The organism is Pseudomonas sp. GW821-FHT01A09 (assembly GCF_058986725.1).
Genome location: NZ_JBYSWB010000004.1, coordinates 41,736 through 53,662 on the forward strand (window position 1 = coordinate 41,736; position 11,927 = coordinate 53,662).

General features: G+C 56.2%; 9 protein-coding genes and 1 pseudogene. 5 read left to right on the top strand and 5 right to left on the bottom strand.

The genetic code is table 11. The annotated features are described in order from the left end of the window. Positions 1 to 12: 12 nt before the first annotated feature. The gene (locus tag AC3WJP_RS06345; RefSeq protein ID WP_080480012.1) at positions 13 to 933 is read right to left on the bottom strand and encodes a DUF808 domain-containing protein; all 921 of its coding nucleotides are present in this window, start codon (positions 931 to 933) and stop codon (positions 13 to 15) included. A 301-nt stretch (positions 934 to 1,234) separates the two neighbouring features. Between AC3WJP_RS06345 and AC3WJP_RS06350 the strand changes: the two genes are divergently transcribed. Next, positions 1,235 to 4,603, top strand: coding sequence for a P-loop NTPase fold protein (locus AC3WJP_RS06350; RefSeq protein ID WP_080480011.1), 3,369 nt, complete (start codon positions 1,235 to 1,237; stop codon positions 4,601 to 4,603). A gap of 292 nt (positions 4,604 to 4,895) precedes the next feature. Here AC3WJP_RS06350 and AC3WJP_RS06355 read toward each other — a convergent pair. Then, positions 4,896 to 5,228 (bottom strand): annotated as a pseudogene (locus AC3WJP_RS06355) (calcium:proton antiporter); the annotation flags it as partial. Between the two features lie 307 nt (positions 5,229 to 5,535). On the opposite strand from AC3WJP_RS06355, the gene AC3WJP_RS06360 reads away from it, so the two are divergent. The 3 genes from AC3WJP_RS06360 (at position 5,536) to AC3WJP_RS06370 (ending at position 8,780) form a co-directional block, all read left to right on the top strand. Further along, on the top strand, positions 5,536 to 6,633 hold the full coding sequence (locus AC3WJP_RS06360) for a BMP family ABC transporter substrate-binding protein (protein WP_493720609.1): 1,098 nt from the start codon (positions 5,536 to 5,538) through the stop codon (positions 6,631 to 6,633). A gap of 119 nt (positions 6,634 to 6,752) precedes the next feature. Next, positions 6,753 to 7,712 carry an isopenicillin N synthase family dioxygenase gene (locus AC3WJP_RS06365; protein WP_493720608.1) on the top strand — a complete coding sequence of 320 codons (960 nt, stop codon included), beginning with the start codon at positions 6,753 to 6,755 and terminating at the stop codon, positions 7,710 to 7,712. Between the two features lie 114 nt (positions 7,713 to 7,826). Then, on the top strand, positions 7,827 to 8,780 hold the full coding sequence (locus AC3WJP_RS06370; protein ID WP_493720607.1) for an adenosine deaminase: 954 nt from the start codon (positions 7,827 to 7,829) through the stop codon (positions 8,778 to 8,780). A gap of 7 nt (positions 8,781 to 8,787) precedes the next feature. On the opposite strand, the gene AC3WJP_RS06375 is transcribed toward AC3WJP_RS06370, so the two are convergent. From AC3WJP_RS06375 to AC3WJP_RS06385, 3 genes are all read right to left on the bottom strand, one after another. Continuing rightward, positions 8,788 to 9,468 (bottom strand): ArsR/SmtB family transcription factor, encoded by a 681-nt coding sequence (locus AC3WJP_RS06375; RefSeq protein ID WP_493720606.1) that lies wholly within the window; start codon positions 9,466 to 9,468, stop codon positions 8,788 to 8,790. A 337-nt stretch (positions 9,469 to 9,805) separates the two neighbouring features. Then, on the bottom strand, positions 9,806 to 10,996 hold the full coding sequence (locus AC3WJP_RS06380; protein ID WP_493720605.1) for a multidrug effflux MFS transporter: 1,191 nt from the start codon (positions 10,994 to 10,996) through the stop codon (positions 9,806 to 9,808). Between the two features lie 118 nt (positions 10,997 to 11,114). Beyond that, entirely contained in the window at positions 11,115 to 11,312 is a 198-nt protein-coding gene (locus AC3WJP_RS06385) for a heavy-metal-associated domain-containing protein (protein ID WP_493720604.1), read from the bottom strand. A gap of 171 nt (positions 11,313 to 11,483) precedes the next feature. Between AC3WJP_RS06385 and AC3WJP_RS06390 the strand changes: the two genes are divergently transcribed. Then, the gene (locus AC3WJP_RS06390; protein ID WP_493720603.1) at positions 11,484 to 11,873 is read left to right on the top strand and encodes a hypothetical protein; all 390 of its coding nucleotides are present in this window, start codon (positions 11,484 to 11,486) and stop codon (positions 11,871 to 11,873) included. Positions 11,874 to 11,927 lie beyond the last annotated feature (54 nt).

Consider the following 11,927-nt stretch of genomic DNA (forward strand, 5'->3'; position numbering starts at 1 on the left):
AAGTCGCATCCCTTACTTGGCCAGCTTACCTCGGAGTGTGGTCACACCATTTACTACCAAAGCGGCAGCCATTCCGACAACGACCCCTATCGCACAGTGAAGCCCCAAAGTGGCAGCGGACTCCCAAAACCCACTGCCACTGACTAGCGCCTCGACATAATGTTTTAAAGGCTCGACCCCGTCTGCGACAAAAGCACCTCCTACCAAGAACATGGCTATCGTGCCCACCCATGACAAGGTTTTCATCAGTAGCGGTGCTGCTGCGAGGAGTCCTCGGCCTAGTGCACGAACGAAGGTGCCCCACGTGCCTGTGGAGGAAGAATCAACAAGAATTAAACCCGCATCATCCATTCGCACGATGCCTGCGACCAACCCATACACGCCAACGGTCATGATCACGGCGATGAGTACAAGCGTGGCGATCTGTTGGAACATTGGAGCCTCAGCCACAATATTTAGTGTTATCACGATAATCTCTGCGCTCAAGATAAAATCGGTGCGGACAGCGCCAGAAATTTTCCGTTTCTCATAGGCCGCGAGCTCGTCAGGCGATTTGGGCTTAACCTTCTTGGGAGCTCCTTTGTCCGCAACATCAGTGCGGCTCAGCTTGTCCTTGATAGCCTCAAACCCTTCGTAGCATAGGTACGCTCCCCCCGCCATCAGTAGCCACCCAACAGCGGCAGGCAATAGGGCGTTGAGTATCAACGCGCATGGCACGAGGATCGCTTTGTTTTTAAGCGAACCTTTGAATACTGCCCACACCACGGGAAGCTCACGGTCAGCTTTCATCCCAGTGACTTGCTCCGCGTTCACCGCCAAGTCATCACTGAGAACGCTTGCCGACTTCTTGGCCGCCACTTTGCTCATGAGCGAAATGTCATCCAGCAACGTAGCGATGTCGTCCAAGAGTGCAAAAAAGCTACTACCGGCCATTACAAAGTTCCTTAGCGTCGTTCGAGAATTAGAGAGCTGATTGCCCATCGCGGCGAATCCCCCTCTCCAACGATGGCCTGGTCAGCGTGCAGCACAGCTGCACTCTAGACCACCAAAGAGAGGCACCGTTCGGGGACTTGTCACTCGATGGACACCGTCGGTCTCAGGCATTCCTTCGAAAAATCAGCCACTGAAACGCTGGACTCAATTTCTCAGAAAGCAATCAGGCACTTGGCTATCAAAACCAGTATTCTCTCACCTATCGGCCACGTCGTAAGGCCTGGGAAGGTGCAAAGGACTGATGAACATCTTAAATTTTCAAAGCGAAAACCCGTCTGAACGTGATGCCTTCAAGGGCGAGAGCCACGATAGAGTCGCACAAGCCATCCATGACTACATTAGTAGCGGAAAAAACCACCGTGTAATTGGTCTTGATGGTGAGTTTGGCTCGGGAAAAAGTTCCATACTTCAGATGCTCGAACGAAAGATCAAGGACAAAGGTTCGAAGTCCGTGCTGTGGATATTTGATTGCGAGCAAAATTACCAGGGCTCTATAAAGAGCAATTTTATCGAGCTATTTACCGATCAGATTACTTCTCTTCTCACAAAGACTGGAGACAAAGCTGCGATCCCCGAGGCCCTCAAAACCCGAGACATTGCCCTAGGGCGACACTTCAGCTATACGAAGGACACGAGAAGTCACATAAGTGTATGGGCTGTATTGCTTATCGCAAGTGGCGTGCTGAGCCCTACCTTTATTCGGGACTACCTGCCTCAGCTTCGGGGGAGCTTGGAATTACCTTGGTGGCAACATCTATTTTATCTAGGTACAAGTCTTGCACCGCTAATCATCCTGACGCTTGCTTACTTTTTCAATGGAAAGGAGCAAGTCGGTAAGAAACGGTGGAATATCAGCAGCCTTTTGAAGGGCAGCTCGGATGATCAGATCACTGAAACGATCGAGATCAGCAAAGAAGTCAGCCCTTTAGACTTGAAAAGGGCACTGAGGAACCACCTTCACGCTGTCAAAGATCATCACTTCATAATTGTCATCGACAACCTCGACCGGTTACCTCGGGACGTCCTACGTTCGGTCTGGAGTGATCTTGAAATTTTCACATCAGTAACGGGAACCGAGAATTTAAGCGTAATTGTTCCTTTCTGCTCAACAAAGGTTTCACAGTATCTTAACGGAGACTCTGAGCAAAGCTACGACTCAAAGGACTTTATCGCGAAGAAGTTTCCCGTGGTATTTCGTACCCCACCAATCATCACCTCTGGGTGGAAAGACGCATTCAGGGCACTTTGGGCAGAAACTTTCGGCCTTGGAAGCCAGAGCGACGCAGATACCTGTAGCGTTATCTTGCAACGCCACAGCCCCATGGCAGCAGGCTTGGTTACCCCTCGACTACAAAAAAGATTTATCAATGACATCGCGACGACAATGTTAGTTACTGCCGGAAAACCTAGCGTGGTCTGCATCGCAGCTTACATCGCAATTTGCAAATACAATAATAACTCTATTGAATCTCTGCTAAAAGACCCCACTGCCCCTTCAGCCGAAGATACCGCTCCTAGTAAGAACCCCGACCAGAAAATACAGAGTGAAAAGAACAGCGCAGACTTAGCAAGGACAAAACGTACTCTTCAAACATTGTTGGGCGAGGACATGAATCAGGGCTGGCCCATTCAAGTCCTTCAGATACACTTCCAAACATCTCCAGATATCGCCATAGCAGAGTTGATAGATCAACCCTTGGCTACTGCCATTGAATCCCAAGACGGAAAAAAACTAGCTTCACTAGCAGGGTATTTTGGATTCACTGATTCGTTCCTGAGAGAGCTCGAAGGAGAAGTATCACCTAACAATCTTTTCCTAACACTTCACGAGGCCGCAACCTCGGAGAATTGCGACATTGCTATATTAATCCCTCATATCAATAAGAAATTTACAGAAAATCAATTACTGACGAGTCACGTTCCAGAAACCGGTTTTTTTGAAGCGATAAAAGAGCTGATTAGCTTAGGGCTTAGTAAAACCATATTCGAAGGAGAGCTTAAAGCTGCGCGAGAAGCATTTTTGCAGATGAATAGGCAAGCATATGAGCCAGACGCCACGGACACCTATCTAAAAACGGTGAACATGTATGACAGCTATCTCCACGCATTGGATGAGCCATTCCCAGAGATCGCGATGGATAGCTCAGAGATTCTCTTTCATACCTTAGTTCCGGATCCTGATCTCTTCGTAGTCGACGTGAACCGCATCACGCTTAGCCAGAAAGGACGCATAGATGCTGTGAGACAGCTTGTCTCGAATGATACGGTTGCATTCGACATGACCCCGCTACCGCAAGAGGAGTGGGTGCACTGCCTATACCAATACTTCGGAAGTATTAGGATGTCCAACGCGAAGCGTGAGTATCATCTGGGCGATGAGCTAGCGACCGCAATCACAACTGCAATAAACACAAATCCTACAGAAGAGAGATCTTGGCTAGGTCTGGCATTTTTTGAAAAATACGCAAGTACCGTGCCCGCGCTTATCAAAAGCCATCTACCCACTACAAAATCGAACCGCATAAAAATCGCGATGGCAGTCGCATATATGCGGCAAGAAATGGGTACAGAGCTTGCTGAAATACCAGAAATCGAATCTGTGTTTAGTCAAGAGTCCGAGTTTCTAAATTCTCTAGTTGGGCCTTTGCTTACTAGTGGTAATCTTTTCTCTCTGGCCCTCCAACCTGAGTCAAAAGCGATCGTAACTCCGCTCCTTGCCCATGTAATTAAAGAGCGGCATGTAGCCACGATATTTGTACATCACCTATTCCAACAATACACGGAGCTGCGCGAAACTTTAGAGGAAGCAGACCTAGCGGAAAGCGAATTTCTAATATGGATTCTCTCATTCACTCAAATCGCTGAACATCTACCGACGCTAGACAAGATAGACCCAGACTTCTTAGACGTAATCTTTACCGGATCAGATGACAAACTGCTACCGCTCAGAGCTCGAATCCTGGATAGAGACTTTGGCTCCGATGTTGATGCAAGCGGCTGGCTCGATATTTTTAACAGCCCGAACCCTAGGGTAGCAAATGCACTGGATCGCATGGTGGAAGGCAAGCTGGATTTCAAAGGTGAAAAAAATGCTCACCCTGCATTTTCCACTTACATATCTACCTTGACAAAAAAATCACCTTTTATAGCCCCGCCCGCTCCGGTATTGGATAACATCAAGAACGTGCTAGAGCTTTTCGACAAGGATACTCTTTTTGTCATCGGAACTGAGCTCCGGGCCTGCGTTTATGATGCTGCAGCTCCTGTTGAGTCCTGCATTTTCATTTTGTCTGAACTCAACTTTCTCCTTCCAAGTATCACCCCTCGAAACGCAGTTGAAGAAGACCGCTTACTTCAAATACTTTTGTTCATCCATCGCAACCCAGAGTCTACATCCCGAGTCTCAGACTTCTTGGATCGTCGGTGGGAGCAGCTCGCGGATTGGTCGACTTCCCAGGATCACAAGGATACCTACGCCTCCTATGTAACAAAGCTTAAAGACAGGTTACCCAACGTTCATGCAGACCTTTCGAACAAAACAGGCTTCAAGGCGCGGATGAAAAAGTTCGCCAAAGCTTTGCTGGCCCGGCCAACTGATACCGAGGATTGAAGCTAGCCCCAGAAGGTGATCTACGGAGTCGACCGCCATTGATCACTTCAAATCCTTCGGGCGTCCGGGGTATGGCTTAGATTGGGTGAATCAGCAAGATCGAGCCAGAAGCACTCCCAGTCAAGAGAAATACTTAAGCTTTCCCAGCAGGAGCAGGAGCACCAAAGCCTTGTGGGCTTTGGAATCAAAAGCAACAGCTAAGCAAGGGCAAGGGCAAGGGCAAGGGCAAGGGCAAGGGCAAGGGCAGTCAAAGCCTTATGGGCTTTGACACCAAAAGCCTGTATGTCTAGAAAATCACCGCACTGTAGATGGTGTCCCGCACCAGCGTTGGCGACGGCTCGTTGCTCATCATGATCCCGAGGATCACCACCTCCACCAGCACGGCGGCCAGCGTCAGGATCATGGTGCCGTAAGGATCGCCGACCTTATGCGCCAGCAACTCGGCATGGTGCGCCACCCTCAGCGAGGCGCAGATGATCGCCGCGATCAGCGCCAGGCCGGCGGCCAACGCCACGCCGTGCCCGTGGCTGAGCATCATGTGTTCCAGGGGATAGGCGACACAGGCGGCGATGATGGCCAGCAGGAGGAATTTTTCCTGCTTGAGCTGAACCAGAATGGTGTTCATGGAGCGTCCTTGAGCGGTGCGGCCTGTAGCCACGACAAAATGATTGAGCAGTGTTCGCTCCCGCCGTTGAGAGTGCCCGAGTCGAGTAAAGGTTTCATAAGCGATCCAGCGCCTCCCCAGCAACGACCACGCTGCACCAGTTAGCGGCGTTCCCAAGGCCTGCTGCACCGAGACGCACCGCCGCGCTGCGGCACGTTCCGATCAAAGTGGGCAGCGGGCTATTAATTGTCCTCTTGGTCAGCTTTTTGCATTGCTCTGCGGGCCGCATTTTCCGCAACGCCCACAAGATCATAAGGAGCTTCTCTGCATGCAGTCTTCCACGCAAAAACGCTATTCCCTGAAAAAGCTGTTGTGCGCCATGACGGCTGTGATCGGCCTCGGCACCAGCCTGATGGCCAGCGCCGCCGACCCGCTGAAAGTCGGCTTCGTCTATATCGGCCCGATCGGCGACCACGGCTGGACCTACCAGCACGAAGTCGGTCGCCAGGCGTTGCAGGAACAACTGGGTGACAAGGTCAAGACCAGCTACGTGGAGAACGTCGCTGAAGGCGCCGATGCCGAGCGGGTAATCCGCAACATGGCCAAGGAAAACTACGACCTGATCTTCACTACCTCGTTCGGCTACATGAACCCGACGCTCAAGGTCGCCAAGCAGTTCCCCAAGGTGATCTTCGAGCACGCCACGGGTTACAAGCAGGACAAGAACATGGGCACCTACCTGGCGCGGACCTATGAAGGCCGCTATGTGGGCGGGTTCCTGGCAGCGAAGATGACCAAGACCAAAAAGGTCGGCTACGTGGCGTCCTTCCCGATCCCGGAAGTGATCCGCGATATCAACGCCATCCAGCTGGCACTGAACAAGTACAACCCTGGCACTGAAATGAAAGTGGTATGGGTCAACTCCTGGTTCGATCCGGGCAAAGAGGCCGATGCCACCAATGCCCTGATCGATCAGGGCGCTGATGTGATCTTCCAGCACACCGACAGCCCGGCACCGATCCAGACCGCCGAACGTCGTGGCGTCTATGCCGTCGGTTACGCCTCCGACATGGCTCACTTCGGGCCGAAAGCGGTGCTGACCTCGATCGTCAATAACTGGGGCCCGCACTATATCCAGGCGACCCAGGCCGTCATCGACCATACCTGGAAGCCGCAGGACTACTGGGGCGGGCTGAAAGAAGGCACCGTGCAGCTGCCGATCAGCGATATAGTGCCTGCACCGGTGAAAGCCGAAGCCGAGCAAATCATCGCCAGCATCAAGAGCGGTGAATTCCACCCCTTCACCGGCCCGATCAAAGACCAGAGCGGCGCTGTGAAGATTGCCGAGGGTGCTACCGCCAGCAATGCCGAACTGGCCTCGATGAACTACTACATCGAAGGCATGACGGCGCAGATGCCGAAATAACACTGTAGCGAGGGGGCTTGCCCCCGATTCGGTACGTCTGACACTTCGCGGTGCCTGACCTGACTTTCGGGGGCAAGCCCCCTCGCTACCTGGATATTCCTCAAGCTGCGGAGACAGCCATGCCACAACTCCCCATCATCGACATCAGCCCTCTTTATCTTCCCGAGCAGCAAGGCTGGGCGCATGTTGCCCAGGCCATCGACCTGGCCTGCCGCGAATGGGGCTTCTTTTATATCAAGGGCCACCCCATCAGCGCCGCGCGCATCGACGCCGTACAACAACAGGCCCGCGCCTTTTTCGCCCGTCCGGCCAGCGAAAAACTGCAGATCGACATCACCGCCAGCCGTCATCACCGCGGCTATGGCGCCGTCGCCACCGAACAACTGGACCCCAACCTGCCCAGCGACCTCAAGGAAACCTTCGACATGGGCCTGCACCTGCCTGCCGAACATCCCGAGGTGCTGGCCGGCAAGCCACTGCGTGGCCCTAATCGCCATCCGGATATCGCCGGCTGGGCCGAGCTGATGGAGGCCCATTACCAGGACATGCAAGCGCTGGCACAGACACTGTTGCGCGCGATGACGCTGGCGCTGGATGTGCCCCGGGACTTTTTCGACCAGCGCTTCGAGCAGCCCGTCAGCGTGTTGCGTTTCATCCACTATCCGCCACGCCAGACGGCCACCTCGGCCGACCAGCAAGGCGCCGGCGCCCATACCGATTACGGCTGCGTCACTCTGCTGTATCAGGATGACGCCGGTGGCCTGCAGGTACGCGACGTGAAAGGCAATTGGATCGACGCACCGCCCATCGACGGCACCTTCGTGGTCAACCTCGGCGACATGATGGCGCGCTGGAGCAATGACCGTTACCTGTCCACGCCACACCGGGTGCTCAGCCCGATGGGGGTCGACCGCTACTCGATGCCGTTTTTCGCCGAGCCTCATCCCGATACCCTGATCGAATGCCTGCCTGGCTGTCAGGATGCCGAGCATCCGCCGAAATACCCGGTGACCACCTGTGCCGATTTCCTGCTGTCGCGCTTCGCCGACACCTATGCTTACCGCCGGGAGCTCAAGTAGCGCGTGGCAGTTGACTTACCCGCAGCAAAAACCTGAACCACAAGTCAGGCTTTTTCGCCCACCGGCCCTCAGCCCTGTAGAATCCCCAACTCTGCACCTGATGAGAAAAACACCATGTACGACTGGCTTAACGCGTTACCCAAGGCCGAACTCCATATGCACCTCGAGGGCTCCCTGGAGCCGGAGTTGCTGTTTGCCCTGGCCGAGCGCAACAAGATTGCCCTGCCCTGGCAGGACGTCGAAACACTGCGCAGCGCCTACGCGTTCAACAACCTGCAGGAATTTCTCGACCTCTACTATCAGGGCGCCGATGTACTGCGCACCGAGCAGGACTTCTACGACCTGACCTGGGCCTACCTGCAACGCTGCAAGGCGCAGAACGTCATCCATACCGAGCCGTTCTTCGACCCGCAAACCCATACCGACCGCGGCATCGCCTTTGAAGTGGTGCTCAACGGCATCAGCCAGGCGCTCAAGGATGGCAAGCAGCAACTGGGTATCGGCAGCGGCTTGATCCTCAGCTTCCTGCGTCACCTCAGCGAAGACGAAGCCCAGCGGACCCTCGACCAGGCGTTGCCCTTCCGCGATGCCTTCGTTGCCGTCGGCCTGGACAGCTCCGAGCAGGGTCACCCGCCGAGCAAGTTCCAGCGCGTGTTCGACCGGGCCCGCAGCGAAGGCTTCCTGACCGTCGCCCACGCCGGTGAAGAAGGCCCGCCCGAGTACATCTGGGAAGCTCTCGACCTGCTCAAGATCCAGCGCATCGACCATGGCGTACGGGCCATCGAAGATGAACGCCTGATGCAGCGCATCATCAACGAGCAGATCCCGCTGACAGTGTGCCCGCTGTCCAATACCAAACTGTGCGTGTTCGATGACATGGCCCAGCACAACATCCTCGATATGCTCGAGCGTGGCGTGAAGGTCACGGTCAACTCCGACGATCCAGCCTACTTTGGCGGCTATGTGACGGAGAATTTCTACGCCCTGCATACCCACCTGGGAATGACGCAGGATCAGGCCAAGCGACTGGCGCAGAACAGCCTGGATGCCCGCCTGGTCAAGCCCTGACCCTCACTCACTGACCGGCGATGCTGCGAATCCGCAGCATCCCTGCCTCGGTGACCAGCAGCGCCCTGGACTCCTCGCGCTCGCGCAGCCAGCCTGATTGCATGAACAGCTTCATCAGGCTGGCGCCGAGGGCTCCGCCGATATGCGCGCGCTCTCCATCCCAGCCGGAACATACCGAATGCCCGTCACGGGTCGCGAATGCCTGGGGATAAATGCCTATGTTCGCCAGCTGGACGGTGCCTTTCTGGGTGATGTCGAGATACTCGCCACGGGGCATCAACCACTGCGCCGCCAGCATCCGCCGATAGACCTCGGCGGCCAGATCGCCGCCCAAGTGCTCGCCACAGCGGCAGGCCAGACGCATCGACGCAGGAGGACGCGGTAACGGCTCCCGCTGGCCAGGCCCGGGGCGGACCCGGGAAACGCTGACCAGCGCCTCGACCGCCGCGCCGACTTCCGGCGCCGCCAGCTTGAAAAACCGTTTGCGTCCGCGGGCTTCGAACTTGAGCAGCCCGGCCGACGATAATCGAGCAAGGTGAGCACTCGCGGAAGAAGTCGTGACTCCCACCAGATTGGCCAACTCTTCGGCGCCTCGCGTGTGGCCGTCGATGAGCGCCCATAACATTGCACTGCGCTTTGGGTCCGCCAGCAACGTAGCGATGCGACTGATGCAAGGTGCATATTCCATGGTTCACTCCCTGTCCCGACATTCTTCGAAACCTGCAAATCCCTTGTCTGACAACCGCGCCACACGGTTCGGCAGGCTGTGGCGCGCATTATAAGCACGGAAAAAGCAGTGGAAATATTGGTCGGCACGGGCAAAAACGCCTGGAATGCAGTGGGTAAATACCCCCTCGTACAACAGCATTCAACCTGGTCCAGATGGGTACTGATCCGTACAAGGCATCGCACGTCGCAAAGCCGGGGGTATCCATCCCTGCGAGGAAAAATCTCCTCAGCTAAAGCAGCGTAAAAACCTACAGGGCCGCGCCTGAAAACTTACAACCGCTGTCTTCTATGCAGCTTTACCCAGCGCTGATGTCCGCTGCCGATGCCGGGCGCCCCGTCAGCACCGTGACGACGACCGCCACCACCCCGCAAAGGCTGATGACCATCGCCATCGGCACGGCAGTGCCATCGTGCAACAGGCCCACCAGCGCCGATGCACCCGCCGCGACGCTGAACTGCAGGCAACCGAGCAAAGCCGATGCACTGCCCGCGCGTGCGCCCTGGCCGCTCATGGCACACGCGGAAGCATTGGGAATGATGCACCCCAGGCTGGCAATACAGACGAACAACGGCAGCAGCAGCGGCCACAGGTACTGCGTATGCGCCGCGGCGATCGCCAGCAGCGCCAGGCCGGCCCCCAGATAGACCCAGATCATCCGCGCCAGCAAGGCGCCCGGTGTATGCCTGGACAGCAACCGCGCATTGACCTGCGCCATGATGATGAAACCCGCAGCATTGCTGCCGAACAGCCAGGCGTAATGCTGTGCCGGAACGCCATACAGCTTGATGAAGACGAAAGGCGAACCGGCGATGTAGGCAAACATGCCCGCCATGGCGATACCGCCGCTCAGGGCGTAGCCCAAAAAGCGCCGATCGCTCAGCAACCGGCCGTACTGGCGCAGGCCACCGGCCAATGGCTGGCGCGGCCGGTCCGCCGGCATGCTCTCCGGCAGGCCCAGCGCTACGGCGAGGGTGGCAAGCGCGCTGAACAGCGTGAGGATGATGAAGATCCACTGCCAGCTGTAATGGCTGACCAGAAAGCCGCCCAGCATCGGCGCGAGGATCGGCGCCAGGCCCATCACCAGCATCAGTTGCGAGAACACCTTGGCGGAGCCCACGGCATCGCACTTGTCGCTGACGATGGCGCGCGACAGCACCATTCCGGCACAGCCCCCCAGCGCCTGGATGAACCGGGCAGCGATCAACCAGTCAAGGGTCGGGGCAAAGGCACAGGCCAGGGAAGACAGCGTAAAGAGCACGACACCCACCAACAGCGGCACCCGTCGACCGAAACGATCGGCGATGGGGCCGTAGATCAGTTGGCCAATGGACAGCCCCAGAAAATAGGCCGCCAGCGTGGTCTGTACGTGCTTTTCATCGGTGCCGAAAGCCAGCGCCATGGCGGGAAAGCCTGGCAGATAGAAATCAATGGCCAAGGGGCCAAAGGCGCTCAGCGCACCGAGGATAAGAATGGTCTTGAGGTTCATCAGGGGTCCGCAAAGAAGTGAAGCAGCCCCCTAGTTTACCTGCGCAACGTCTCGCAACACTAACGGTGCGCCCGACAGTTAGCCTCGCCGCAAGCTGCCAGACCGCTCAACGGCGCCATCACACGGCTTTGGCGGCATATCCTTCGGTACCGATCAGGCCGATGATCACATCGGCTGCCAGAGTGCTGTCCACTGTCACCTGGCCGGTTTGCAGATCGACCTCGACCTTGGCGGCCGGATCCTGGTCTTGTACGGCCTGGGTGACCGCACGTACACAATGCTGGCAGGTCATGCCTTTTACGTCGAAATGCTGCATGGGAACGCCTCCGTGGTAGATTCGGTGGCAGTGTGAAGCTTGCCATCGGGTCAAGGTCAAGTTTCTCTGCGATCGGCCGGGGTGGAAAACATCTGCGCGCTCAGCCAAGCTGCACGTTGGGCGACAGTCCAGGTTATTCGTATCCGTATTCGTGACAACAGGAGTTCAGCCATGCGCTGGTCAGTACTCGCCCTGCTCGGCATTCTCGCTATTCCTTCGATGGTTCCCGTCGCCTTGGCCGAGGGCCCTAATGGCTATGGGATCGTGATCATTTCCCGGCAAACCATTCAGGTGTCGACCTCGTGCGAGGTCGGTGTCTATGTCGGCGATCAGCTGGTGACCCGGCTGTTTCAGGAAGATGACACCTCGCTGAACCTGCCACCGGGCAAAGTCTCGATACGTCTGCGGCGCCTGCCGGGCCAGACGCCGGGCTGCGAATCATCGGGTATCACCCCGACCAAAGCCACCGTCATCGACCTGCATGCCGGCGATATCCTCAAGTATTCCATCGCACCGGGGCCCTACGGGCTGACCTTGAAGCCTGCCTCGATCGAGTACTGACAGCCAGAGCTTGACCTTGCCCATGTGGCAAGGTTGATGCTGTCGGTCATCTGC